Below are 25,283 nucleotides of genomic sequence, written 5' to 3' on the forward strand. Positions count from 1 at the left end.
CGGCACCCGGTGATGGAAAGAGTACACCGGCACCCGGCGATGGGAAGGGTGCGCCGGTACCCAGTGATGGCAAGGGTACACCAGTACCCAGTGATGGGAAGGGTACGCCGGTACCCAGTGATGGAAAAGGCACACCTATACTCAGCGATGGGAAGGGCGCGCCGGTAGCCAACGATGGGAAGGGCGCACCAGTGCTTAGTGATGGAAAGAGTTCCCCCGTACTCAATGAGGCAAAGGTCGTACAGTTAAGCGAAGGTAAAAACCTGAATGCCCCAGGTGGTGTTCAAAATGATTCTGATGCTGAGAGAATAGGCCTTACAAGCAAAGAACTCATTGCTTCCTTTGTAAACAACACTGTCCCACAATGGTCCAGTTTAAGCAAAGATGGTTTTATGCAGCTCTTTCTCCTCTTTCGGGGGCTGGGTTTAGACTATGAGCGCAGGCTTAAGAATTTAGATAGCTCTAAGGATCCTGAAAAGAGCAATTTACAGGCGGAGCTTAAGAGGAGTCTTAAAGGAATTCTTCTCTCCTTACTTACAAGAGGTGGTGGCAATGGTGATGAGAAATCTCTTGCCACTAATCTTCTTGATCGCTTAACCGGACAGCAGATCCTCTTGCAGGGTGGGAATTCCGAAGCTCCCTTTTATCTTATGGAAATCCCTCTTCAATCTGAAGGAGAACTCTATAATCAGACCTTAGCCATTAAGGCCTCTCGGAAAGGTAACAAACTTGACTTGGATCATTGCCGCCTGGCCCTTCGTGCCGAGACCCCCACTTTAGGTGAACTGGGCTTGGAAGGATGGATCTATGAAGCTCAACTAACCCTTAAGGTGTTTAGCGATAATCCGGAGCGTTTGCAGTCTTTGGTCGAAGAAAATTTTGCCCACACCCGTGAAATTTTTAATCAGATGGGAATGAGCCTGCATCCTATCACGGTGGGACCGCTTGAGACAGCCGATGAATTCCATCGTTTTCTTAAAGGGGAACTGCGTGAGGGGGTGGATTATCAAGTATGAGAGAGAAAGCCGCTGCTCTGGCCTATGATCAAAGCGGTGCACCTAAAGTGGTTGCTAAAGGCACTGGAGAAGTTGCTCGCAAAATTATTGAACAAGCCATTGAATATGGAATCCCCATCCAAAAGGATGAGGTTCTTGTGGAAACCCTCATGAGAGTAGAATATGGGGAAGAAATTCCTCCACAACTCTACCAAGTTGTGGCTGAGCTTTTAGCGTTTGTTTACCGTCTGGATAAACTTGCCAACGATCGTACAAAAAGTTGAGGAAGATGCGTATAAGGGCATACAATCAGTTCGTAATTCTGATTGTATGCCCTTATATTCATGAGTTAAAAATTAGCATAATCTTTTGGAAAAGACAAAAAACGATATAATGCAACAATTGATTAGGCATCGACCTGCTGTTTTTTAAGGTTTAATTGCCGCTTGGCCAAGACGGCAGCCACTTGCTCCGTATCTCCAAGTTGGACTCCGTTAAGACGCCACTCCCGGAATATCTGCCAAAATTGCTGTTCGGAAATACGGCGGGTATAGCGCTCAGATTCATCATCATATGGCCAAAAAACATCAACCCAAAGGGTTCCCCGATTGGTAAGTACGAGTACAAAATGATTCAATTCGGGGATGGGGGACTCAGTATTGCGCATGAGGATATGGGATCGACCGTTCGGGAAGTCTGTTTTTAAATAAACTAACTTCATCAGGATCCTCCTTGTCACACATTGATGCGATTCACAATTCAAGTATAGCACTTTAAGAAGCAAAAAACGATGACTGTAAGAATTTTCTTCATCATGATCGAAAAGCCTTGCAGTATAGTCTATGTAAGACACGGAAAAAAAGTGAAGCGTTCATAATTATTGCATGATTGATGAAGGGTTGGGATAAAATAAAAAACAAATAAATGGTTGTTCAGGGGAGGTACCAGCATGCTTACTATCGTTCATACTTTTGATGCACCCGATCGTGACCGGTTATTATCGGATATTCGCAGCGGTCTGGACACGTTAGAGCAGGTGGGCGGATTTAAATACGCCAGCATCAACGAACAAACCAATTCCAATGAGATTATGGTGATGACCAAATGGGATGATCTCAACGCATACGAAAATTGGGCGTCCGGAGTTGGCGAAAACAAAGCCTTTAAGCAGGCTACCCCGCAGATGTTTGATGTCATTGATGAGAGATATTAAAAGAATGATGTAAGCAAAAGGTTGAAGGCAGAAAAGGAGATAGAGCAGGATCTCCTTTTCTTATACCTATCAGGGACGATAGAGTCTTATCCTCACAGGGCTAGAAAGCACAAAAATTTTGTAGTGAATTATTAAAAAATTTAAAATATTGTGAGGATTTTTCTTTACGATTTGTGTATAATAGGGATAGACTCAAGAGAGAAACTATGGAGGTGTTTAGATTTGAGGGTAGCTTTAGTGGTCAATCCTGTAAAAGAATGCCAAAGCTGTACACAGCGTGATGAGCGGGAAGTATCTGCCCATATTCTTGCCTACCAAATCGCTCACCAGCTTCTGTCAAGTGTACCGGGACAAATTCAAGTGGATGGAAGTCGGCTGATTGTTAATCTCCAGGCACACGACCCCCTCCATTTTGATTTGCGCTCGGGATCTTTATATACAAAAAACTTGAATATACCCCTTGAACAACGGTACCGCAAGGAAAAAGGCCTTGAGGAATTAGCAAGACAAATAAAGGAAGAGATTCAAATCACTCCCTTTGATACGGAACATCACGTTGACCCTTTGATGACGTTAATTGTCAAGCTCATTGAAATTTACCATGCTCGATGCGGGCTTCATATTTCGTCAGTGCAATGTCAGGAAAATAAAACGATCTGGGAAGTCAGATTACATGAAGATGGCCCTAGCGGCTGGATACAAAGTGACGGGGTGCTGCGGAATCGTTTCGGTGAAGAAATGAACCTGTCAGAGTGGATGCATTTGCGACCAGAAAAATTAGCCATGTATGTCTTTGGTTTCAATCGATTCTGCCGCCATTTTCCCAGTCCGGTTAAAGCCAACCCTTGATAAGTGATTTAAATGATCTATAAAGACAACAAGAAGCCGCTGTTAAGCGAGCTTCTTGTTTTTCAGTGGGCCAAATGAGTTTTAACCTGGGCGTTGCCAGGTATTTGTTCGGTTTTCTGCTGCATCCTTAAATATTCTTCAAAAGCGGATTGGAGATTCGGATTAGCAATTCCTTGCAGGATGATGCTTTGGTTCAATAGGACCCGACTGGGATGATTACCTATGACCTCAATCTGAATAGACGATATATGTAGAGTCTTGAGCTCATTATCAATGAGAAGCTCAAAGGGCTTTACCTCAGGAAAGGTTGCTTCCAAAAGGACGGTCCCGGTAGGTTCGCCGGGCAGGCTGCCTGGAGTTTCATCTGCAGCTCCGCCATCGCTGACATTTGGGGTAGCTTGGCCATCCTCTTTGCTCGCGGGCGGGTCCTTTGCCGGTTCTAAGGCATCGGCAGTAATAGTGGCTCTTTCTTCAGATAGAACAAGAGCGTCTTCCGACTGTTGAGGTGGGGCTGATGCGAGGTCACCTTGGGCCAAGGCTTCACCGGGCTCTGCTTCAGGAATGGAATGGAGATCGCTTAAAACAAAGGAGGCTTCGAGGAGAAGTTTTTGCATGACAGCGATATTCGAATTCCAGGTTAATTCTATGGGTGTTCTTTGTATAGTATCCTCTGCAGAAACGGAGACGATGCTGTAAGTGCCCTCTTTAGTTAAAAAAGGTCTATCGGCGCAGCCGCTCAAAATAAAGAGCAGCAGAATAAGGCACATCAGTGAAGATATCCTGCGCAACTTAATCAAGTTTATTTCCTCCTGAACACTGCATTAATGTCAATTACTATTAATTCGCTTTAAAAAAGCTAAACCCTTTTTTTGAAGTCCTGCATTGATTCCCTGGGCAAATATGTGTAAAATGACTTTCAGAAAGGGGCTCACTAATGATTAAAGGAAAAATAGTAGTTATTGATATTGAAACCACCGGATTTGATATCTATAACGATGAAATCATAGAATTTGCTGCCCTGTGCATTGAAGAGGGGGAGGAAGCGGAGGCTTTCAGCGTTTTAATCTCACCCCGGAGGCAAGTTCCGGAGCGGATTTTACGACTGACGGGTATCTCTCCGGAGGAACTAAAGCAAGCCGGTTCCCTTCAGGCTTATCGTGATAAAATTCTGGATCTCTTCCAGGATGCCATTATCGTGGGGCATAATGTGGAGTTTGATTTAGGGTTTCTCGAGCAGGCCTTAACTATTCATTTTGAAAACACTCTCTGGGATACATTGGAGATTGCCCGCATCCTTTACCCGAATATGCCCAAATATAAACTGGGCGACTTAACCAAGAGTCTCGGTTTGACGCCCCTGGAAAAGGCCCACCGGGCATTATTTGACGCCCGGGCCGCTTGGGAGCTGCTGCAAGCCTGCTGGGAAAAAGGGTTGACTTTGGATTTGGGTTTCTATCAAAGAGCCCTTGCCCTTGCCGGTAATGCACGGGTGGCCGGCTTTTTGCGGGAATTAGAGAAAACTGTCAAGCGAAAATTTCCTGAACGCCTGATTCGAACCGACTTAGTGCTTTATGAGCAGGATTCAGGCCTTTTTGAAGATTTAGAGGAGGAAGAAGCTTTCTCAGAAGACGTGGGATGGATCGAATCCTGCTTTTCTTCAGGGGGCATTCTGGAAAATAAGCTTAAAAGCTATGAAAGCCGTCTTGGCCAGCTGCAGATGGCCAAAGCCGTGGGTGAGTCCTTGACAGGCTCGACCCATATCGTCATCGAAGCTGGAACGGGTACAGGGAAATCCTATGCCTATTTAATTCCCGGTCTGTGGTGGTCTAAAAAAACAGGCAAAAAAGTTGTGGTAGCTACGCATACCATTCCTTTACAGGAGCAGATTTTCAAAAAAGATCTTCCTCTGCTTGCTCAGGTCCTGCCCTTTTCTTTCCGTGGAGCCTTATTAAAAGGAAAATCAAATTATATATGCTTGAAAAGATGGTCTTTTACCCTGGGCGTCACTGCGGAATTAGCTCCAGGTGAACGGCTGGCGCTGCTCAGCGTTATGGTGTGGCTTAGGGAAACAACCACCGGGGATTGGCAGGAGGTCTCCCAAATTCCCAGCCTGAACAAGCTATGGGGGAGCCTGAATTGCGAGGAAGAGAGCTGCATCCCTGGAAAATGCTCTCACGCCAATCGCTGTTATATGCTGCAGTCCCGTAAACGCGCCGAAGAGGCCGACTTGATCATCGTTAATCACTCTCTCCTCTTTTCGGATATCAAAACAGAGAAGAATATCCTGCCCGAATACCATGAATTGATCATAGACGAGGCCCACCATCTCCATCAAGCGGCTTTGGAGCAATTAGGCAATGAGATCAGCCTGGAACAGATTTCCCGGGTCCTGAATTTGCTCAGCCGTTCTATGGCAGGCAGTTTCTACGGGAATGTCAAAGCAAGGGCTCAAGTCTGGGAACGCCTTCTTTCCGTGGCTCTTTGGGAGCGTTTTCGCGGCTATCTTGAGAAACTACCGGAAGCCTGTGATGAACTCTATCAACAGTCTGAAGAGCTTTTTGCCACCTTTGCCCAAATAGTGGGAAATGAACTTTCCTATCGCTTAACGGTTCACTGTCACCAGGAAAGCTGGTGGCCAACTGTCGCCGTGCAAATCGAAAATTTATTAGGGCGGCTTAAGATCATAACGGATTTATTGAAAGCCATGCTTAATCTTCTGGATGCTCAGGATGATGAGGACTCGGCAGCTCTTGCCCATGAGATTTCAGGGCGAATAAGAAATCTTGAAGAGATGCGAGAGTGTTTCGTTCTTGCTCAGCAAGTGGATCAGCCCACCCGGGTCAGCTGGCTGGAACAAAGCAATCGAATTCTGCTGAAAACCTCGCCGGTGGATGTGAGCAACCTTCTTAAGGAGAAACTGTTTGCACCCCTGGACTGCGCTGTTTTGACCTCTGCGACCATCAGCATTGCCAATTCCTTTCACCACTTTTTGCGGGAAATTGGCTTAGATGAAAGTACGCCGTCTTTATTGGTGGATTCTCCTTTCGATTATGATCGTCAGATGCAGCTGCTGGTCGTAAAGGACTTAGTGGATGTGGAGCAAAGTGATTTGTTCAATACAGAGGAAGTGGCGCTTTTTATATCTGAGGTAACTGAGCGTATGCAGGGGAGAACCCTGGTGCTTTTTACCTCCCATCGCTTTTTGCGGGAGATTCACTTGCCTTTGAGCCGCTACCTGGGAGGCTCAGGAATTGAACTGCTGGCTCAAGGTATAGACGGAGGACGTCAGGCCATTCTCGAAGCATTTCTCAACAACTCCAGGAGTGTTTTGTTGGGGGCCAGTAGTTTCTGGGAAGGTATTGATATCCCTGGAGATGCCTTGTCCTGTGTTATTCTCGTAAAATTACCTTTTGGCCCGCCTAATCGCCCGCTTATTGCAGCACGGTCGGAGTATCTTGAAGCACAAGGGAGAAATCCTTTCTACGAGTTTCTTCTTCCCGAGGCTGTACTTCGGTTTAAACAAGGCTTTGGCCGCTTAATCCGCTCTAAGTCGGATCGAGGGCTGGTGATTCTATGCGATGGCCGGGTCATTCATAAGCGCTATGGGAGACATTTCTTGAGTTCCCTGCCGGTCAAAACTCATATTCGAACCAGCAGGTCGCAAATTCTCGACAAAATTGATCTGTGGTTTGACGAGGAATATCAAAAGGAACTGCTTTTATAATTTGTGAAAAGATGATACACTTAAGCATAATTGCAGTCAAGCTTCCTGGGCCTTACCAAGGTGCATGGATGAGATGTAAGATGTTCTCCCATCAGCTGGAGATAAGATGAAGCAAAGTCAGGTTAGTAAATGTTGGGAGAGTGACGTTGTGTGAGTGGCAAACCCATTAAGATGGATATGATTCCCAGTTTCTTTACCTTAGGGAATTTATTTTTTGGATTTCTGTCCTTGCTCTGGACGATGAATGGCGGATATAAAATGGCTGCCGGGTTTATTCTTTTATCTGTGCTTATGGATAGTATGGATGGCAAGGTAGCCCGTAAACTCTCCGTGAGTTCAGATTTCGGCAAAGAGCTGGATTCTTTATGCGATGTGGTCTCCTTTGGCGTGGCGCCGGCGATTTTAACCTATCAGCTCGTGCTGGCCACCCATATGGGAGTTTGGGGCATGCTTCTTGCTGCCGCTTTTGCTTTATGCGGAGCAGTCCGCTTGGCACGGTTTAATGTTCTCAATATCAGCACCCATTTTTTGGGCGTGCCGATTACCTTTGCCGGCGGGCTGATGGCCTTAATGGTCCTTTTTTACAGAAATCTGCCTTGGTTGGTTTTTCCTGTGGCTCTGGCAGTGTTGGCCGTTCTCATGGTCTCCACGTTCAAAGTTCCTAAGCTGGGGAAATAACAGGTTTTAATGTCCGTACAGCCAATGACAAAGTGTTTGATCTTATGCGGGTACAGAGTATTGCTCTGTATCCTTTTTTTCACCTTTTTCACCCATTCAAGGATTTTTGCATATAGTATGGCACGGAAACACTTGTATGGAGGGAAGAGCATGGATAATCAACAAGTGAATTGGGCCAATGTGGGATTAAGAATGGTGCAGGGATTAACAACCGTTATTGATGCTATTCGGCAGCTCGACGCCCAAGAGGCTTCTTTAGTTATGAAACTGCTGGGAAAAACCTGTATGAGGACTATGAAAGAAGGGGTCGGTCATCAATTTGGGATCGCATTAGTAGAGACCAGTGCCCAATTAGCTATGAGTGAGAAACTCGTTGTTGAGGATGTCTTAAAAATCATCAGCTCTATTATAGGACGGCTTTATTTCACAGCCAGCAGCGAAGAGGAAAAATTACTGGTTGCTCAATTGGAAGACGCAGTGAGAAATTACCAAATTATTTGAGTCCCATCAGGTGGCCTATTGCATAAAGTAATAAAGAAGGAAAGAGGTGATCTGAATGAAGGTTTACTATGTCCGTCTGCCTGAGTTCGTACTCAGCTTCCTCCGCAAGGTATTTAATTAGTCAAATAAAAATTACTTAAGACATGACATGAAAGAGAGTTCCCTCCTATAGAATAGAGTAGGAAGACAAGCAAGGAGGGAAAACATGGCTAGAAGTCGTTATGTCTGGATCATGGGAATTACACTCGTTTGTTTACTGGGGATTGTTGCCTGGAAATCTCCTCAATCTGTTATGGTGTCTCTGACCCAACCCCACTATGCGGATTCGCCTCAGGCAGCTGTACAGCGTTTTTGGGGTTATCTGGACACGAGACAACTGGAGCTGGCAGAACAGCTGCTCATGGCTAAGGAACTCAATCCACTGGGGCAGCAGGAATTTGAATTATGGAAGGCTCAGGTTAAAAATAACCCCCTAATCAGCCTGAAGAAGATGGAATTAGCAGATTCTCCCCAGCCCAACAGCGTTTTGGTCAATGTAGAATGGACCTCGCCGGCCAAGGAAAAAATCGTGCAGACTTATGTAATGGAAACCCAAGCCACCTCTGAAGGTTGGAAAATCATTCAAATTCAAAAGCTGGATGTTCAGTCCCTAGCTCTTCAATAACTTACGCGCCTTGGAGCGCGTTTTTTTATTGTCAGAAAGCATAAATTTGCGTTAGATACTTTCTAAGTATATTTCCCTTCAGAATGGTTTAAACTGAGATGTAAATCCTGAGCGTGTTCCAAAAAACACACTTAGGAGTGCTGTAGGTCACATCAGCAGGAATAAATTTTTGTTAGACTTAAGCCATCATTATAAAGGGGGATATGAACATGGCCGATACGAAAAAAGAAAACATTGAGCGGGAATGCTCACATTGCGGAACAACCAGTGAGCTTACACCTGTTATAACTTATGTACATCAAGGGGATGAAAAGCACGTTTGTGTGCATTGTCTGCCTATGTTAATTCATGGCTAAAGGATATCGAGGTGTTTAAAATGAAATTTACATTAGAAATGAAACTCAAGGACATCATGGCCGCCAACCCTAAAACGGTTGAAGCAATGCAGGAATTAGGGTTGCATTGTCTGGGGTGTCCTTTTTCGGTAAATGAAACCCTGCTTAATGCTGCTCAAATGCACAAGCTCGACCCTGAAAAGCTTCTGGAGGCTGTTAATTCAGTGGAGCAAGGGGAGATGTCTGAAGCTGCCAAAGCTAAAGCTCAACCCAAGGGTGCCATTCTGCAAATGGATAAAAAGACCTTCGCTATTGCCCCCCATATTCCGGCAGGGGTAGCTACCCCCGAAATATTGCGGAAAATTGCTGATGTAGCGGAAAAATACAATGCCGCCGCAATTAAGGTGACTTCCGCCCAACGGATTGCTATCGTTGGCTTGAAGCCGGAAGTTATCCCGGCTGCCTGGGATGATTTGGGGATGGATCCCGGACATGCTATAGGACTATGTGTCCGCAGTGTAAAAGTATGCCCTGGTATGACTTTCTGCAAGCGTGGTCTCCAGGAAACCCTGGGTATCGGAATGGAAGTGGATAAGCGCTACCATGGTATGTCCCTGCCTGCAAAGTTTAAAATCGGGATTGCCGGCTGCCCCAATAAATGTACGGATTCCATGAATGTGGATCTGGGAATCATGGGAACCAGCAAAGGATACCATGTCTATGTGGGCGGAAATGGCGGCGTCAAACCCCGCCGGGGAGATTTGCTTCTGGAGAATCTCCAATCCGATCAGCTCATTCCCGTCATTGATGCAGTGATGGAGTATTTTAAAGAGAATGCCAAGCCTCAGGAGCGCCTGGGCCGGCTTATTGATCGCGTAGGCCTGGAAGGGTTGCAAGAAGCTGCTCAAGACGTTGTGAATGCCTAAAACAGACCACAGATAAATAAATATGAGCAAAATACCAGGGGGGCGTATCGAAGTGATACGCCCCCCTGTGATAGTATAGAGTAGTATTAGTCAAGGTGGATGGCATCTGTGGGGCAACCATCCGCAGCTTCCTGGGCAGATTCCTCCAGTTCACTGGGAACGGGGTTTACATACGCTTCAGCAAGCCCCTCGTCATTCATGCGAAATATTTCGGGGCAAATGGATACACAAGCACCACAACCAATACAGTTTTCATCTACTGATGCAGTCATTATTAAATAGACCTCCTTTGCTAAACTCAACACTCAATGTTCCCTTATTTTGGAGATGTTATACATATTACGGAAGGATGAGAAAGAAAAATGGCATCACAATTTATCCTGCGCCAAGCCCAAGTTAAGGATTTGGAACGAATCAATGAAATATATAATTGGGCTGTCCTCAATACGGTAGCAACCTTTGATCTGGAAGAGCGCTCCTTGGCGGCGGCAGAGGTCTGGTTTGATAATCATCAAGACCCTTATTATCCTGTCTATGTGGTGGAAACCCGGGGGCAGGTTACAGGGTGGGGGAGTCTGTCGCCTTTTCATCCACGGGCGGCCTATAAACAAAGCGGAGAGTTTTCCATCTACATCGCTCCTGAGTGGACCGGTCAATCCATGGGAGATGCACTGCTGAAAGTTCTTTGTCAGGAGGCGAAAAAATTAGGCTACCATACTCTATTAGGCCGTATTACTTCGACCAATGAAAAGAGTATTTCCTTAGCTAAAAAGCATGGTTTTTGGGAAGCCGGGAAGTATCATGAAGTGGGGACGAAGTTTGGGCAATGTTTGGATGTCATGATCATGCAGATCATTTTTTAATAAGTATCTTTTTGGCAATCTCAACGCAGGGGATTTTATATGAATTTTCTAGCATATTCGTGAATAATCATGGGGGACTGACCCTTCTGGGGAAAAATGGAATAAAATAACGAGATTTAATTTACATTAATATCCAGAAAACCCCCTATTATAAGGACTTTAAGAATAATCGGTTAATTATGCGGTTTACTTATTTTTTACGATTTCGACATCCCAGCTAACGTATAATAAGGTCACCGGCAGAAGACAAGAGAGAATTGACATTATAGCAAGATAATAGGGACCGGAAAATTACCATAAGGCAGGATGATAAAGAAAATGGGAAGAAAAATCAAAATTGTCGTCGCTGACGATAACCGTAATTTGTGCCAAATGTTACAGGATTTTCTCCAAAGTCAGGATGACCTCGAGGTGATAGGGATAGCGTACAATGGAGTCGAGGCTTGGGATCTGATTCAATCTCAGGAACCGGATCTTGTCATCATCGATTTGGTTATGCCGAGTCTGGACGGGTTAGGTGTTTTGGAAAGAATAAACGGACGGACGACGGCTTCACGGCCCAAGGTTATCATGCTTACCGCCTTTGGTCAGGAATCCTTAACCCATCAGGCCATGATACTTGGCGTAGATTATTTTATTTTGAAGCCTTTTGATCTGGAGATTCTGGGCAAGAGGATCCGTAGTCTGACCCAAAGCGCACCCTCCTCATCGACTCCGATGACTTCAGCAGTGAATGCTGTGACCAACGCAGGCACAAGTGTTAATTTAGGGGCAGAAGTGACGAATATGATGCATCAAATCGGAATTCCAGCTCATGTCAAGGGATACCAGTACATAAGAGATGCGATTCTCATGGTCGTCGAAGATGTGTCTTTATTGGGGGCGGTAACCAAGGAGCTCTATCCGGCCATTGCCAAGAAATATGATACTGCACCCAGCCGTGTGGAGCGGGGGATTCGGCATGCCATCGAATTAGCATGGGAACGGGGACATACAGAGACGCTAAAACGCATTTTCGGATATTCCATGAATATTGAACGACAAAAACCAACCAATTCAGAATTTGTTGCCCTCCTTGCCGACAAATTGAGGGTTATGAGTAAAGTGAGTTAAATTCAGCAAAGCTTTTCTATCCGAAGCACTCCTATTCAATCATTGATAGGGGTGCTTTTTTTCCAACCCTCTCAAGGCTTACATGGCTTTCGACAAAGCTCTTCTTGCCATAATGGTGGTGCCAATAATTGGATGATCTGCAAGAACTCATCGCTTTTTGGTGAAGAATGCCCATCGCTAAGAGAGCTCTCAGACTTGTTCCGGTCGTAGATAGTGTCGTTCTTCAATGTTTTTTAAAAACTGTCCTTGCTTTAGTATAAGCCTGAGCGAAGGTTTTTTGCTTTCCTATGCTAATTGACAAAGTCCACTGCGATTGTTAAAATTGAAACGCGTCTGTGTTGAAATTATATGAAAATTGGGGTTTAGATGTTGTGAGCAAAAACTGGTGACCGGGTTCAGATTTATGAAAAGAGCGAGGGAGTATTAGTGAATGATTAAATACGTTATTAAGCGAATTATTCTGGCAGTGATGACGATCTTTGTGGTTGCAACCATAACTTTTTTTCTAATGAACATGGTGCCCGGTGGTCCATTTGTTGCAGAAAAGTCCATTAGTGCGCAAGCTCAGGCCGCACTTCATGAGAAATTCGGGTTGGACAAGCCGCTGATTGTACAATACAAAAATTATATGCTGAGTGCTGCTCAGGGCGACTTTGGCCTGAGTTTAAAACAACGCGGCCGCACTGTCAGCGATATTATTGTCAGCAAGTTTCCGGTATCAGCCAAGCTGGGCGGTATCGCAGTGCTTGTAGCTCTATCGATTGGAATTCCTCTGGGAAGCATTGCTGCTCTCAACCGCGGTAAATGGCTCGACGACCTGATCATCGTCATCGCTACCTGCGGCATTGCCTTTCCCAGTTTTGTTATCTGTACCGTAGGTATGTATGTGTTCGGTGTCTACTTAGGGGTATTGCCGACCATGGGTCTCACAACACCGGCTCATTATATCCTTCCCGTATTTGCCCTTTCCTTCTATCCGACAGCCTATATTACACGACTGATGCGCTCGTCCATGCTTGATGTGATTGGTCAGGATTACATGCGGACAGCTCGTGCCAAAGGTCTTTCTCAGATGAAGAGCCTTTTCAAGCATGCTTTGCGCAACGCCATCCTGCCTGTCATCACTTATGTAGGCCCTATGCTGGCCTTTACTCTGACCGGCAGTTTCATCGTGGAGAAGATTTTCGTCATTCCCGGTTTAGGCGGTCAATTCGTCAGCTCCATCGTCAACCGTGATTACACCGTAATTATGGGCACCACAATTTTCTTGGCGACGCTTGTTATTACCATTAATGCACTGATCGATATTCTTTATAAATTTATTGATCCGCGTATCCAACTCAAGTAGGGAGGGCAGAAAATGACAGGAAAAAATCCGCTTAGCTTACAATTAAAGGTTGAAGATTTTCTGCCTGCAACCGATGCAGAAAAGCAAAGTCTCACCCAAATGCGCCCCGGTGTCAGCTTTTGGAAGGATGCCATGCGGCGGCTCAGAAAAAATAAGGTGGCTATGATCAGCCTTACAGTCATTCTGGTCGTTATGTTTTTTTCTTTTATCGTGCCCAGCTTCTATCCTTATAAATATGAGCAGCAGATTAAGGGCTCTGAATATCTCAAACCCATGACCTACTCCACTCAGGAACAACTGCGCATTGATGCCGGAGAAAAAGTGTTCCCCCATATTCTGGGAACGGATAATTTGGGCCGCGATTATGCTGTCCGCGTGATGGTGGGCAGCCGCATCTCCTTAATGGTTGGATTGATCGCGTCCGCTATTATTTTGGTCATTGGTTCGACTTACGGTGCTGTGTCCGGCTTCTTTGGGGGCTGGGTAGATCTTATGATGATGCGTATCGTCGATATTATCTATACCGTGCCGGATATTCTTCTGATTGTTCTGATCTCTTTTGCTATCCGGGATCCCTTGGGCATCCTGGCGACGAAGCCCGGTTTTGGATGGATTCAGACGGTGGGGCCCAATCTGATCAGTATTTTTCTGGTGTTTGCCCTGCTGTATTGGGTGGGTATGGCGCGGATTGTCCGCAGCCAGGTCCTGGCTCTTAAGCAAAATGAATATGTAACCGCGGCCAGAGCTTTGGGTGCCGGTACAGGCCGCATCATCCGCAAACATCTTCTCACCAACTGTATCGGGACTTTGATTGTTACCACCACGCTGCAGATTCCATCCTCTATTTTTACGGAGAGTTTTCTGAGCTTCCTCGGCTTGGGGGTTGCTGTTCCTTTGCCTTCTTTAGGTTCTCTGGCCAGTGATGCCCTCAACGGCCTGAACAGTTATCCTTATCTGTTGATGGCGCCGGCTTTGCTGATCAGCCTGATCATTCTTAGTTTTAACCTATTAGGCGATGGCTTGCGTGACGCATTCGACCCTAAGATGAAGAGTTAAGGAAGGAGAAACATAATGAATGAGTATTTAGTTGATATACGCAACGAGAGGCTCTCCTTCTTTACCCCTGCAGGTGAGGTAAAAGCACTCAATGATGTGTCCCTGCATGTTCGTGAGGGCGAAGTATTGGGGGTTGTAGGGGAGAGCGGTTCCGGAAAATCGGTTACCTCATACAGTCTCATGGGCCTGACGGCTCATCCTGGCCGCCTGATCGGCGGTGATCTTTATTTCAACGGACATCATATTAATAAAATGACGGAACGGGAACTCCGTGAGATCAGGGGAAATGAGGTATCGATCATTTTCCAGGATCCGATGACCAGTCTCAATCCGGTCTATACCATCGGCAACCAGATCCGGGAGGTCATTCTTCTCCATACCAAGAAGACCAAGAAAGAGGCCAACGAGCGTGCCCGGGAGCTATTGCAGTTAGTAGGCATTAACGAACCGGAAAAACGCTTAAAGCAATATCCTCATGAATTATCCGGCGGCATGCGTCAGCGGGTGATGATTGCCATCGCTTTGGCCTGTGAGCCCAAGCTGTTGATCGCTGATGAACCGACCACCGCTTTGGATGTGACGATTCAAGCCCAGATCATCGAACTGATGATCAATCTGAAGGAAAAAATGGGAATGTCCATTATTCTGATTACCCACGACCTGGGTGTTGTGGCCGGTATGTGTGACCGTATTGCCGTTATGTATGCCGGTAAGGTGATTGAATCCGGCACTGCGGATGAAATTTTCTATCAGCCATCTCATGAATATACCAAAGGCTTGCTGCAGAGCGTGCCGAATATCAATGATCGGGAACACAAGCAATTGGTGCCGATTGAAGGTTTACCGGTGGACATGCTCAATCCGCCGGCGGGTTGCCCGTTTGCTCCCCGCTGTCGTTCATGTATGAAAATTTGCCTGAGCACTATGCCGGTCTATACCAAGCTTAGCGAAGAACATTACAGTGCGTGTTGGCTTCTGGACAAAGCAAAATTCAAGGGACAGTCGGAGGTTCAACATGATTGATAATAATAATAAATTGCTGGAAATACAGCACTTAAAGCAATATTTTCCGGTGAAAAGTGAAAAACTGCTTGAGAAAAAAGTTGTCAAAGCTGTGGACGATGTGTCCTTCTCTATCAATAAAGGTGAAACCCTGGGTCTTGTCGGAGAGTCAGGCTGCGGCAAGACGACCACAGGACGGACTTTGCTGCGGCTGCATGAACCCACCGGGGGTAAAATCTTCTACGCAGGAAAAGATATTACTCGTGTGAATATGCTGCCTTACCGGCGGAAGATGCAGATTGTGTTTCAGGATCCCTATGCCAGTCTTAACCCGCGCATGACTGTAGGGGACATTGTAGGGGAGGCCATCGATATTCATCGTTTGGCAGCCAATGCTCAGGAACGCCGGGACCGTATCGTGGAGCTTTTAAGCCTGGTGGGCCTGAATACAGAACATGCCAACCGCTATCCCCATGAATTTTCCGGCGGACAACGCCAAAGGGTGGGCATCGCCCGTGCTCTGGCTGTAAATCCTGAGTTTATCGTCTGTGACGAACCTATTTCGGCGCTGGACGTATCCATTCAGGCTCAGGTAGTCAATATGTTTGAAGAACTTCAGCAGCGTATGGGATTGACTTATCTGTTTATTTCTCATAATTTGAGCGTTGTCAAGCATATATCTAACCGTATCGGCGTGATGTATCTGGGAAAGCTGGTGGAGCTGGCCGACAGTTATGAACTGACCTTTCACAGCGTCCATCCTTATACCCGCAGTTTGATATCGGCGATTCCGATTGCCGACCCCAAGGTTTCCCGCAGCACTCAACGCATCGTGCTGGAGGGCGATGTTCCCAGCCCCGTCAATCCCCCCTCCGGCTGCCGTTTCCGTACCCGGTGCGTTTACGCCGACCAGCGGTGTGCCGCCGAGGAACCGGAATGGCGCGAGGTCTCGGCCGGTCACTTTGCCGCCTGCCATCATCTGGACCGGGTGCAATGATTCCGTCCTTTAAATTATTTACCGTGCCCATGTCACGGTGAATGATAAATATCCAAAAGAAAAAGGAGGAAAAGAATGTCATGAAAAGAAAAAGTACCCTAATACTGGTCGTCACCATGATTCTGGCTCTGACGATTACCGCTTGCGGTAACCCGTCCGCCCCTGCCCAAGCTGACGGCGACAAAAAACCAAAACAGCTTGTGGCCCAGATTGGCCCTAACCCCGAGACCCTCGATCCCGCACTGAACAGTGCCGTGGATGGTGGCAACATGCTTCTGTTTGCCTTTGATTGCCTGCTCAATGTGGACAAAGACAACAAGATCATTCCTGGCGCCGCTGAGAAGTGGGAGACCAGTGAAGATGGTCTGACCTGGACCTTCTATCTCCGTGAAGGACTGAAGTGGTCTGATGGATCACCTCTGACTGCCAAGGACTTTGTCTACAGCTGGAAACGGGTAGCCGATCCTGCTACTGCTGCTCCTTACGGTGAAACCGTACTGGGCATGGTCAAAGGATTTGACGAAGCTGCCGCCGGCAATCCCGATGCCCTGGCTGTTTCCGCACCTGATGACACCACTTTTGTAGTTGAGCTGGCCAACCCCTGTGCCTACTTCGATAAGCTGGCCGCTTTCGCAACTTTGAGCCCTGTACAACAGGCTACCATTGAAGCCAACGGCGATGCCTGGGCAACCAAGCCCGAAGCCTATATCGGCAACGGCCCCTTCCAAATCTCTGAATGGGTACCCAGCTCCTATATCCTCTTCACCAAAAATCCTAATTACCGCGATCCGGACTCCATCAAGCTGGATTCCATCAAACTCCTCCTGATCGAGGATTCTAATGCTTCTTACGCCGCTTACAAGACCGGCGAAGCCATGATGATCAAGGATGTGCCCACTGCGGAGATTCCTTCTCTTCAAGGTAAGGATGACTTCTATATTGAGCCCCTTCTCGGCACCTATTATCTTGATTTAAACAATACCTTGCCCCAGTTTTCTGACCCCCGCGTTCGTATGGCTTTAAGCCTGGCCATCGACCGCAAATATGTGGCTGATACCCTGATGCAAGGAACCTATACCCCTGCCTCCAATTTCATCGGCACAGGCGTAGCCGACTGGGATGGCAGCAGCTTCATGGACAATGCCAACGGCGGCAAACCTTATATTAATATCGATGATCATGAAGGCAACCTGGCCAAAGCTAAGGAGCTCCTGGCTGAGGCAGGTTATCCCGAAGGTAAAGGATTCCCGGCTATCACCTATTCCACCAACGATTCCGCTTATCACAAAGTGGTTGCGCAATACCTCCAGCAGGCCTGGAAGGAATTGGGCCTTACAGTGAATGTAGAAATCGTTGAGTGGGCCAGCTTCACTCCTCAGCGTCGTGCCGGTGATTATCAAACCAGCCGTGACGGATGGCTGTTTGACTACAATGATGCTTCCAATATGCTGGATCTGATGTACAGCACCAATGGCAACAACAATGCTAAATATAAGAGCGCTGAATATGATGCGCTGATGGCTAGAGCTGCTGCAGAAGTAGATCCCGAAAAACGTTCCGGTTACTTGCATCAGGCGGAAGATCACATGATGGCTGATGCTGCTGTCGTACCGGTGGCTTATTACAACGAGTTCTATCTGCAAAGCCCCAAAATTACAGGTTCCTGGCACTCTCCCTATGGCTACTGGTACTTCCAGTACGCTGACATTGTCGAGTAAAGAACTCTGGTTTTAATCATATTCCAAAATGCAGGGGCCGCCGATTTCCGGCGGCCCTTCGGCTAAGGTGTCAAATGACTGGGAGGATGGAGTAAGAGTATGGGTAAACTCATTATTATTGAAGGTGGAGATGGGAGCGGCAAGGCGACCCAGACCCGGAAGCTATGGCGGCGCCTCGCAGATGAAGGGTTGCAAGTAAAAAAAGTAGAGTTCCCCAATTATTCCAGTCCCTCCTCATCTCTGGTCACCATGTATTTGGGAGGAGAATTCGGCACGGACCCTAATGGGGTAAATCCTTATGCAGCATCTACATTCTATGCTGTGGATCGCTATGCCTCTTACAAAACCCTCTGGGGGGATTTTTACAGCCGGGGGGGGATCATTCTCTCCGATCGATATACCACCTCTAATATGATCCACCAAGCTGTTAAAATCAAAGACCCCGCCGGCTGGGCAAGCTATCTTGATTGGCTGAAAGATTTCGAATATCGCTTAATGGGTCTGCCTGAACCGGACCTGGTTATTTATCTCAATATGCCCCCTGACCTGAGTATCCGGTTTATTGCCGGCCGTGCAGACAAATCCTCGGTTACCAGTCAGGACATTCATGAGAAAAATAAGGGTTATCTTAAGGAGTCTTATGACAATGCCCAAAAAGTCCGGGTGCGGGAAAACTGGCTGACCATAGATTGTGTATCTGAAGGCAGGCTGAAGTCTATTGAGGAAATACACGAGGAAATCTATGCAGTCACCCAAAAGGCCATAGTGTTAAAGTAATTTGTTTTTTTAGACTTTCAAGTTATGTCTTGACAAAGCCAGGTACTTTTAGTAAAGTGATATAGCGGTTGTTTTCGAGCGCTCGTAGCTCAGGGGATAGAGTGACGGTTTCCGAGGCCGGAGGTCGCAGGTTCAAATCCTGCCGGGCGCACCATATGTTACAATGACGTCGCAAGGGATTGCGGCGTTTTTTCATTGCATAACCCAGGAGTATAATCAAAGGGGATTCTTCTCACTATAAGATGAGCATCGCAGCGATTGCCATCAATGTTTTGAATACATAAGATATATTGCTTTAACAATCAAGGAAGAAAAGCGTCATGAGGGGTGGGATTTTTTTGAGCTGGAGAGAAGATTATCTTCGGGTGACGTGGGTTCACTTGAAAAGAATTGTGGCCATCATCATGGGAGCGGTGATCGTAGCCGCCAGTATCAACTCCATGATCATCCCCAATAAGATAGCGGACGGAGGAGTCACGGGGATCGCGATTATTGTTTATTATTTGTTCAATTTACCTGTCAGTAAGGTCGTGATTCTCTTAAATATCCCCTTGTTTCTCGTCGGGTGGAAAATGGTTGGACGAGTTTTTTTGGTGTATAGCATCATCGGCGTTGCAGCCTTTTCCTTAGCTTTAGAAGTAACTATGGCAATTCCTAATCCTACCGCTGATCCTTTGTTGGCTTGTATCTTTGCCGGTGTTGTCAGTGGCATTGGCATGGGCATTATTTTCCGCAGCCGCGGCTCCTTGGGCGGAACAGATATTTTGGCTGTGTTTTTCAGCCGCACCACCTCCTTTAGTGTCGGACAGGTTCTGATGGGCATTGACGCTTTGATCTTTATAGCGGCCGCTGTCTTTCTGGGCCCGGAGCGGGCCATGTATGCGATGATTTATATGTTTATAGCCACCAAAGTTATCGACATGGTCCAGGAGGGTCTGAACCCCTCTAAAAGCGTTCTGGTTGTCACTGGAGACCCCCATGGCATCGCTCAGGATATTATGGAGAAGCTGGATCGGGGAGTTACGCTTTTTCAGGCCAAAGGGGCTTACTCCAAAGAAGATAAAGAAGTGGTCTATTGTGTCATCAGCCGGACGGAAATGTCTCAGATCAAAGAAATTATCCGCACTCGCGATCCTAAGGCATTTTTGTCGATTTCCGATGTTCCGGAAGTGGTAGGGGAGGGCTTTTCTACATGGAAAGGACATTAAAGAGGAAGAAAATACCTCAGCGCAACAAGAGAAAGAAGCGGGTTCTGCAAATCCTGCTATCTGGAATACTGATCTTGCTCCTCCTTTTGGCCGGTTTGCCCTATTTCCAACATGTCGGCGCCTACCGGGGTGCGGTAGACCGCTATGATTTTGCCGCTCTCACTCAGGAGCTGGCTTGGATAGAAAAAAATGCAGCTTGGTTAAAAAAGCTCCCCTTCATTGCCGAAGGGGAACTATGGCTAAAGCTCAATCAGGGTGAGTATGAGGCAATAGAGCCGGAATTAGTGCGCCATGAAGATGATGGTCATCGCTTCTGGCTGTTTCAGCTTTATTTATTAAAAGATAGGCCCGACGAGGCTGAGAAGGTCATTGCCGTCCTTCACAATCCTGCTCTTCAGAAGCTGGCCCAGGGAATGCTCTGGGGGAATGGCGAAGAACATGAGAAGGCGGTCAATACGTTATTAAGCATCAGTGAGGGGGACCTGAACTCAGAGGACCGGGTATTGAAAAACATTGCCTTGTCCAGAAGTTATCTGGCCTTGGGAAAACTGGAACAGGCTCAGAAATCATGGCAAATGGCGGCAGAGATATCCTCAACACATCCTTTGGTTTCGGAGACAGAGTATGACTTAGCTCTTTTCACAGGTCAATGGGGGAAAGCCAAGGAATTAAGCAGCCAGAGTTCGCCAGTCCAGGCCACCTCATATGGAGAGCAGGTATTAGTGAAAAAAGCCCTGCTGGCCCTTGTGATCGGGGATCGAGAGGGTTATGAGAATACCCTGAAAGCGTTGGAGACCAAAGAAAACGGGGAAGCTTGCATCCAGTATTTAACGGGGGTTAAAGCCTATGAACGGGGTGAATTTGCTCAGGCGGCAGAGCATTTAGATGGGGCAATTCAAATGGGATTACCGGGTTTCATAAAAAAGGATGCCGCTCAGGCCCTGGCACAGGCCAAGGAGCGTATTGAAGCTGAAGGGGCGTTGCAAGCCATAACGGGCAAGCTCTAACCCGTCAGAGGCTATTCAGAGTGGTTTAAGAGGACCCTGTTTGCTCCAGTGGCGGGAGATTGCTTTCCGGCGGCCAGGTTTTGGTAGCGCTTTTCAGCAATTGGCTGACAGGGACCAGTTGATAGTTTTTGGCTCTCAGCTGATCGATCACCACCGGCAGGGCTTTAATCGTGTCCGGAGCGGAGTCTGAGGCATGGAAGAGGATGATATCCCCCGGCCCTGCACCATGCCCGTTAGGAAGACCATTCAGCACATTATGGATAACCGCTTCCGGTCCGGGACGTTTCCAATCCAGGGAATCCACACTCCATTGAATGACTTGATAGCCGAGCCGTTGTGAGACACTGATCAGTTTATTATCATAAGCCCCGTTAGGTGGTCTCAGCAAGGAGATTTTCTGACCGGTAATCTGTTGAAGAACTTCGTGGGCACTCATAATTTCACGCTCAATCTCTCCCGGGCTTAACGTGTTTAAATCAATATGCCGATTGCCATGGGAAGCAATTTCGTGACCGTCCGCCACCATGCGTTTTACCAGATCTTCATGTTTGGCAGCCCAGGGGCTGGATAAAAAGAAGGTGGCCTTGACGCCTTTTTCCTGCAAAATATCCAGAATCGGTTCCGGGGTTTTTTCTCCCCAGCTGATATCAAAAGTCAGGCCAATTTCACTGGTAGTAACTTCCGCTGAGTAAATGGGCTTGAGCTTGCTGGAAAAGACTGCTATAACATTTTCACGATAAGCAAGGACTACGAATAAGAGGATAGCCCAGAGCATAGCATTGCGCAAAGCCGGTCGTTTAAAGACAATAAATTTCATGAATTATCCCTCCCTCTTCAAAAGATATTCAAAGTCCGAACGGAACATGTGAAGAGAGGCTGTACTAATTCATCGAGATTATTCAGTGATAAAGAAAAAAGCACCAGCCGGTGCTTTTAATAGTTTAATGTATGAACATTTCTTAACGGCTGAATCGTGTCCCCAGGATAAATCTCAGGAGATCATAGCCAAACAGGAGCTTAAGAAAAAGATGAAGGACCAGGATACTGGTGACAAAATAAACGGCAATACGAATGACCACAAAAGCGATGGAGAAAAACCAACCAAAAACATGACTCAGGAGTATCGCCGAAAAATAAAGGGCAAGGATCAAAAGAATAATTTTCAGGACAATAACCCAATTGGAAGACGGAGCAGGACGATAAGCGTTCATAACAACACCTCCTACGTAATTTAGATTAACATATTTCGACCTTACTGTCTAGATTGTTAAACAATTCGCCTATAGGCTTGTTTTCGCGCCAAAAAGCACCTTTCTGCATATGATGACTATGATACGGAGGGGATGCTGATGAACGATAACAGCTTGGAATTTTGGCGAACCCTAATGGAAAAAGGCACGGCCTATTTGGGCCAAACAGATTATGTGAAAGCGGAAGATTATTTCAAGAGAGCAGTGCGGATCGCCCACCATCTCGATGTACCCTTAGTAAAGGCTTTTTCCTTACGTTTACTGGCGACGGTTCAAGTGAAGCAAGGCAAGACAGAAATCGCGGAGAAAGGATTCCGGGAAGCTCTGCAAATCTGTGAAAAGGTCAATAACTATAAAGGAATGTCCGAAGCTTTAGCCGGTTTAGCCAGTGTGGCCGTGGAAAAAAACAATTTTGAAAACGCCCTGCATTTCTATCGCCGGGCTATTGAAGTATATCCTCTTGAGTCGCCGCCCCTTCGTTTGGCCATGTTGTACAGTGATTTGGGTCAGGCTTATTCGGCCCTGGAACGTTGGCAGGAAGCTCAGGATACTTACAGGAAAGCCATGAGTTTGTGTCACAAGTTTAATTATCCCAAAGGGGAAGGGGAGTTAAGCATCCTCATTGGTGAAGTTCATTATCGATTGGAGGATAAAGACCAGGCCATACTATGTATACAACATTCCTGTAAAGTCTTCGCCGGAAGCAAAGAAGAAGTATCGCTGATCAACAGCCTGCAATACTACGCTTTTATGATGTTTGAACTGCAGAGACTTGAAGAAGCATTAACAGCACTGCAAAGGGCGGTTGTGCTGCAGATGAGAAATAATTTATGGGAAGACGTCAGTGAGTCGGTCTATTTTATGGCAAAAGTTCTGCAAGGCTTAGGAGACCTGGATGAGGCTCAATACTACCTTGAGCTATCCATAAAATGCTGCCCCGATCATGAGCTCAGCCTGGCCCTGCGTTTACAAAGCATAGGGAGGCTTATGGTCAGAAAGGAAGAGTACGGCCAGGCTAAAAAGTACTTTTTGGAATCTGCCGCCATTTTTGAGGTTCTGGGAGACGATCTCCGCTTAGGTGAGTGTTATGAATATTTGGCCTTTCTTCTTGACGCCTTGGGAGAAGAGGAAGAAAGTGAATACTACCGGAAAGAGTCCAAACGGATGATTGCCGGTTATCATGCCCATTCCTTGAATGCAGTGCAGCGGTTAGCCGAATATTATGAGCGCCGCAAGCAATATCTGGATGCCTTGCAATGTTATTGGCAATCCATAGAGATTGCCCGGGACATCGGGTATGAGACCATGGATTTGGAACGGGCGGTACAAAGAGTTTCCCGCAAGGTTCGTCAGAAGAAACATTGATAAATTGTGCCGGAATACTAGGAAAGATTCCATTTTTCGGTTAGAATATGGATATAGCCAAGAGAAGGATATGTGAGGGATTGCTGTGAAATTAGAAGACATGCTCCTTTTGGAAAGCTTGGAAGATATCCATCAGGTGATCGAACAGTCGCTGAAGAAGATTTCTAAAGTCCGCTCCGTTCATGTCCATCATTTCGAAGAATGGGCAGAGGAAGTCAGGAACCATCGGAGAATATTCGAAGAAATTTCTATTCCGGCCCGGTTGATCATTGAACATCTCATCCATTGCCGCCATAAATCAGGGCAAGTATCATTGGAAACGGGCCAAATGTCCCTGGCTTTTTCAAGCATTGGCAGTATTAAAGTTGAACAGTTCGGAATCATTAAAATAAAATGCGGGGAACTGGAGACCTCGTGGCGGGACAGCAACACCAGCTATTATTTTTATCCAGACAAAGTGGAACTGCGGGCTGCCGATGAGAAATCAGCGATGAAGATACTTTTTACCTATGCTTTCACTCAGCAGATCGTCGAGAAGTTTCCGGAACTTATTCACTGCCCCAATGTGGCGTATATTCACCCCCAATTGGAACAATGGTCAAGGCAGGTGTAAACTTATGGCTAATCTGGAAAAGGGTTTAATTCAGATTTATACCGGTAATAATAAAGGCAAGACAACAGCTGCCTTAGGCTTGACTCTGAGAGCGGTGGGGCATGGCTATCATGTTTTTATCCTTCAGTTTATGAAGGGCCGTCAGGATTATGGGGAATTGCAGGGATTGAAACGTCTGGAGCCGGAATGCCGACTTGAGCAATACGGCTCACCGGGATGGGTCTTTAAAGGACAAGCCGAGGAAAATGATCGCCGCGAGGCCCGGGCAGGTTTGGAGCGAGCCCGGGAGATCATGCTGTCCGGGGAATGGGATATCGTCATCCTTGATGAAATCATCAATGCCATCTGGTTTGAACTGATTCCCGAAGAGGAGGTCATAGAACTACTGGCTCAGAAACCTGAGCAGGTAGAGATTATCATGACAGGCCGCAATGCATCACCTCAACTGATAGAGAAAGCTCATCTTGTCACAGAGATGGTGGACATTAAGCATCCTTATGAGCTGGGGATCCAAGCCCGCAAAGGGATAGAGTATTAAAGGACAGTTTTTATTTTATTTTATTCTATTTGATTAATTATCGGAAATTTGAGAAAATTACCTATAATTATGACTAGATTTAAAATAAAAACTATGGTAGAATAAGAGCAAGAAATTACTTTCACATAAAACGGAGGTGTAAGTCATATGTATGCAGCAAAATATGAATCCATTAAGACGGGCATCCCGGATCGCTTACCAAAGTTTAAACGTGGCGACCGCGTGTTAACCTATAATTCAAAAATGGGAACCGTGGTACGCTTGGAAAAAGATGAACTCGGTGAGTATTTCGTGGTTCAATTAGACGTCTTTTCTGGAGAATATGCTTATGACGCCAAAGATTTGACAAGATTGCAGTAGTAATATAAATTCCTTGCATAAGTTTGTAATAAGTTTGTGATTAACGCTTGTGGAGCTGAAAAGCCGCAGGCGTTTTTATTTTGCCCTTTGAACCTTTGCTAAGGTTTCGCCAGGGGAGGAGAAAACTAATGTCTCTTCTTTTTAATTAAGGCATATATTTAGATTAAGCCTTGTAAGGTATGA

The 25,283-nt window shown here is 46.4% G+C and carries 28 protein-coding genes, 1 tRNA gene and 1 pseudogene; 25 read left to right on the forward strand and 5 right to left on the reverse strand.

Features of this window, described 5'->3' with window-relative positions; all coding sequences use genetic code 11:
- Together DESLBE_RS26860 and DESLBE_RS01525 are read left to right on the forward strand one after the other, a co-directional pair.
- Positions 1 to 1,016, forward strand: a pseudogene (locus DESLBE_RS26860) (hypothetical protein); the annotation flags it as partial.
- Complete coding sequence (locus tag DESLBE_RS01525; protein ID WP_005811967.1) at positions 1,013 to 1,279, forward strand: EscU/YscU/HrcU family type III secretion system export apparatus switch protein; 267 nt, start codon at positions 1,013 to 1,015, stop codon at positions 1,277 to 1,279. The pseudogene DESLBE_RS26860 and the gene DESLBE_RS01525, both read left to right, overlap by 4 nt.
- A gap of 122 nt (positions 1,280 to 1,401) precedes the next feature.
- On the opposite strand, the gene DESLBE_RS01530 is transcribed toward DESLBE_RS01525, so the two are convergent.
- The gene (locus tag DESLBE_RS01530) at positions 1,402 to 1,716 is read right to left on the reverse strand and encodes a hypothetical protein (protein ID WP_005811969.1); all 315 of its coding nucleotides are present in this window, start codon (positions 1,714 to 1,716) and stop codon (positions 1,402 to 1,404) included.
- 228 nt (positions 1,717 to 1,944) lie between these two features.
- Between DESLBE_RS01530 and DESLBE_RS01535 the strand changes: the two genes are divergently transcribed.
- Together DESLBE_RS01535 and DESLBE_RS01540 are read left to right on the forward strand one after the other, a co-directional pair.
- Positions 1,945 to 2,208, forward strand: a complete 264-nt coding sequence (locus DESLBE_RS01535; protein ID WP_144674915.1) for an antibiotic biosynthesis monooxygenase — start codon at positions 1,945 to 1,947, stop codon at positions 2,206 to 2,208.
- A 150-nt stretch (positions 2,209 to 2,358) separates the two neighbouring features.
- A complete protein-coding gene (locus DESLBE_RS01540; protein WP_144674916.1) occupies positions 2,359 to 3,057 on the forward strand; it encodes a hypothetical protein in 699 nt (232 codons plus the stop codon).
- A 62-nt stretch (positions 3,058 to 3,119) separates the two neighbouring features.
- On the opposite strand, the gene DESLBE_RS01545 is transcribed toward DESLBE_RS01540, so the two are convergent.
- Entirely contained in the window at positions 3,120 to 3,854 is a 735-nt protein-coding gene (locus DESLBE_RS01545) for a hypothetical protein (protein ID WP_144674917.1), read from the reverse strand.
- Positions 3,855 to 3,991: 137 nt separating this feature from the next.
- On the opposite strand from DESLBE_RS01545, the gene DESLBE_RS01550 reads away from it, so the two are divergent.
- The 6 genes from DESLBE_RS01550 to DESLBE_RS01570 all read left to right on the forward strand — a co-directional run bounded on the left by DESLBE_RS01550 (position 3,992) and on the right by DESLBE_RS01570 (position 9,885).
- The gene (locus tag DESLBE_RS01550; protein ID WP_144674918.1) at positions 3,992 to 6,781 is read left to right on the forward strand and encodes a helicase C-terminal domain-containing protein; all 2,790 of its coding nucleotides are present in this window, start codon (positions 3,992 to 3,994) and stop codon (positions 6,779 to 6,781) included.
- A gap of 150 nt (positions 6,782 to 6,931) precedes the next feature.
- Positions 6,932 to 7,459 (forward strand): CDP-diacylglycerol--serine O-phosphatidyltransferase, encoded by a 528-nt coding sequence (gene pssA / locus DESLBE_RS01555; RefSeq protein ID WP_011459914.1) that lies wholly within the window; start codon positions 6,932 to 6,934, stop codon positions 7,457 to 7,459.
- Between the two features lie 150 nt (positions 7,460 to 7,609).
- Entirely contained in the window at positions 7,610 to 7,960 is a 351-nt protein-coding gene (locus tag DESLBE_RS01560; RefSeq protein ID WP_144674919.1) for a recombinase, read from the forward strand.
- A gap of 205 nt (positions 7,961 to 8,165) precedes the next feature.
- Positions 8,166 to 8,624 carry a hypothetical protein gene (locus tag DESLBE_RS01565; RefSeq protein WP_005811984.1) on the forward strand — a complete coding sequence of 153 codons (459 nt, stop codon included), beginning with the start codon at positions 8,166 to 8,168 and terminating at the stop codon, positions 8,622 to 8,624.
- 209 nt (positions 8,625 to 8,833) lie between these two features.
- Entirely contained in the window at positions 8,834 to 8,980 is a 147-nt protein-coding gene (locus tag DESLBE_RS26440; protein WP_005811986.1) for a hypothetical protein, read from the forward strand.
- Between the two features lie 20 nt (positions 8,981 to 9,000).
- Positions 9,001 to 9,885 carry a DUF1858 domain-containing protein gene (locus DESLBE_RS01570; protein ID WP_011459913.1) on the forward strand — a complete coding sequence of 295 codons (885 nt, stop codon included), beginning with the start codon at positions 9,001 to 9,003 and terminating at the stop codon, positions 9,883 to 9,885.
- Between the two features lie 86 nt (positions 9,886 to 9,971).
- On the opposite strand, the gene DESLBE_RS01575 is transcribed toward DESLBE_RS01570, so the two are convergent.
- The gene (locus DESLBE_RS01575) at positions 9,972 to 10,157 is read right to left on the reverse strand and encodes a ferredoxin (RefSeq protein ID WP_144674920.1); all 186 of its coding nucleotides are present in this window, start codon (positions 10,155 to 10,157) and stop codon (positions 9,972 to 9,974) included.
- A gap of 90 nt (positions 10,158 to 10,247) precedes the next feature.
- Between DESLBE_RS01575 and DESLBE_RS01580 the strand changes: the two genes are divergently transcribed.
- From DESLBE_RS01580 to DESLBE_RS01630, 11 genes are all read left to right on the forward strand, one after another.
- Positions 10,248 to 10,748 carry a GNAT family N-acetyltransferase gene (locus tag DESLBE_RS01580; RefSeq protein ID WP_144674921.1) on the forward strand — a complete coding sequence of 167 codons (501 nt, stop codon included), beginning with the start codon at positions 10,248 to 10,250 and terminating at the stop codon, positions 10,746 to 10,748.
- Between the two features lie 318 nt (positions 10,749 to 11,066).
- Positions 11,067 to 11,861, forward strand: coding sequence for a sporulation transcription factor Spo0A (spo0A, locus tag DESLBE_RS01585; RefSeq protein WP_015944338.1), 795 nt, complete (start codon positions 11,067 to 11,069; stop codon positions 11,859 to 11,861).
- A gap of 430 nt (positions 11,862 to 12,291) precedes the next feature.
- Positions 12,292 to 13,209 (forward strand): ABC transporter permease, encoded by a 918-nt coding sequence (locus DESLBE_RS01590; RefSeq protein WP_005811999.1) that lies wholly within the window; start codon positions 12,292 to 12,294, stop codon positions 13,207 to 13,209.
- A gap of 12 nt (positions 13,210 to 13,221) precedes the next feature.
- A complete protein-coding gene (locus tag DESLBE_RS01595; protein WP_144674922.1) occupies positions 13,222 to 14,265 on the forward strand; it encodes an ABC transporter permease in 1,044 nt (347 codons plus the stop codon).
- A 15-nt stretch (positions 14,266 to 14,280) separates the two neighbouring features.
- Positions 14,281 to 15,288 (forward strand): ABC transporter ATP-binding protein, encoded by a 1,008-nt coding sequence (locus DESLBE_RS01600; RefSeq protein ID WP_144674923.1) that lies wholly within the window; start codon positions 14,281 to 14,283, stop codon positions 15,286 to 15,288.
- Positions 15,281 to 16,264, forward strand: a complete 984-nt coding sequence (locus DESLBE_RS01605; protein WP_144674924.1) for an ABC transporter ATP-binding protein — start codon at positions 15,281 to 15,283, stop codon at positions 16,262 to 16,264. Before DESLBE_RS01600 ends, DESLBE_RS01605 begins: the two co-directional genes overlap by 8 nt.
- 80 nt (positions 16,265 to 16,344) lie before the next feature.
- Positions 16,345 to 17,982: a peptide ABC transporter substrate-binding protein gene (locus DESLBE_RS01610; RefSeq protein WP_144674925.1), complete on the forward strand. Its 1,638-nt coding sequence runs from the start codon at positions 16,345 to 16,347 to the stop codon at positions 17,980 to 17,982.
- 99 nt (positions 17,983 to 18,081) lie between these two features.
- Complete coding sequence (locus DESLBE_RS01615) at positions 18,082 to 18,759, forward strand: thymidylate kinase (RefSeq protein WP_144674926.1); 678 nt, start codon at positions 18,082 to 18,084, stop codon at positions 18,757 to 18,759.
- Positions 18,760 to 18,837: 78 nt separating this feature from the next.
- Positions 18,838 to 18,913: transfer RNA gene (locus DESLBE_RS01620), tRNA-Arg, on the forward strand.
- A 166-nt stretch (positions 18,914 to 19,079) separates the two neighbouring features.
- The gene (locus tag DESLBE_RS01625) at positions 19,080 to 19,967 is read left to right on the forward strand and encodes a YitT family protein (protein WP_144674927.1); all 888 of its coding nucleotides are present in this window, start codon (positions 19,080 to 19,082) and stop codon (positions 19,965 to 19,967) included.
- Positions 19,952 to 20,974, forward strand: a complete 1,023-nt coding sequence (locus tag DESLBE_RS01630) for a hypothetical protein (RefSeq protein WP_144674928.1) — start codon at positions 19,952 to 19,954, stop codon at positions 20,972 to 20,974. The genes DESLBE_RS01625 and DESLBE_RS01630 overlap by 16 nt, the downstream gene beginning before the upstream one ends.
- A gap of 25 nt (positions 20,975 to 20,999) precedes the next feature.
- Here DESLBE_RS01630 and DESLBE_RS01635 read toward each other — a convergent pair whose 3' ends face one another.
- Entirely contained in the window at positions 21,000 to 21,791 is a 792-nt protein-coding gene (locus tag DESLBE_RS01635; protein WP_005812013.1) for a polysaccharide deacetylase family protein, read from the reverse strand.
- Between the two features lie 142 nt (positions 21,792 to 21,933).
- The gene (locus tag DESLBE_RS01640) at positions 21,934 to 22,185 is read right to left on the reverse strand and encodes a hypothetical protein (protein WP_015944334.1); all 252 of its coding nucleotides are present in this window, start codon (positions 22,183 to 22,185) and stop codon (positions 21,934 to 21,936) included.
- A 132-nt stretch (positions 22,186 to 22,317) separates the two neighbouring features.
- Here DESLBE_RS01640 and DESLBE_RS01645 point away from each other — a divergent pair, with 132 nt between their 5' ends.
- The 4 genes from DESLBE_RS01645 (at position 22,318) to DESLBE_RS01660 (ending at position 25,100) form a co-directional block, all read left to right on the forward strand.
- The gene (locus tag DESLBE_RS01645; protein ID WP_172625347.1) at positions 22,318 to 23,589 is read left to right on the forward strand and encodes a DUF2225 domain-containing protein; all 1,272 of its coding nucleotides are present in this window, start codon (positions 22,318 to 22,320) and stop codon (positions 23,587 to 23,589) included.
- Positions 23,590 to 23,674: 85 nt separating this feature from the next.
- The gene (locus tag DESLBE_RS01650; protein ID WP_144674930.1) at positions 23,675 to 24,202 is read left to right on the forward strand and encodes a hypothetical protein; all 528 of its coding nucleotides are present in this window, start codon (positions 23,675 to 23,677) and stop codon (positions 24,200 to 24,202) included.
- 4 nt (positions 24,203 to 24,206) lie between these two features.
- Entirely contained in the window at positions 24,207 to 24,740 is a 534-nt protein-coding gene (cobO, locus tag DESLBE_RS01655; RefSeq protein ID WP_005812021.1) for a cob(I)yrinic acid a,c-diamide adenosyltransferase, read from the forward strand.
- Positions 24,741 to 24,887: 147 nt separating this feature from the next.
- Entirely contained in the window at positions 24,888 to 25,100 is a 213-nt protein-coding gene (locus DESLBE_RS01660) for a hypothetical protein (protein WP_015944332.1), read from the forward strand.
- The last annotated feature ends 183 nt before the right edge of the window (positions 25,101 to 25,283 follow it).

The organism is Desulfitobacterium sp. LBE, from assembly GCF_007830365.1.
Classification (GTDB): Bacteria; Bacillota; Desulfitobacteriia; order Desulfitobacteriales; family Desulfitobacteriaceae; genus Desulfitobacterium; species Desulfitobacterium hafniense.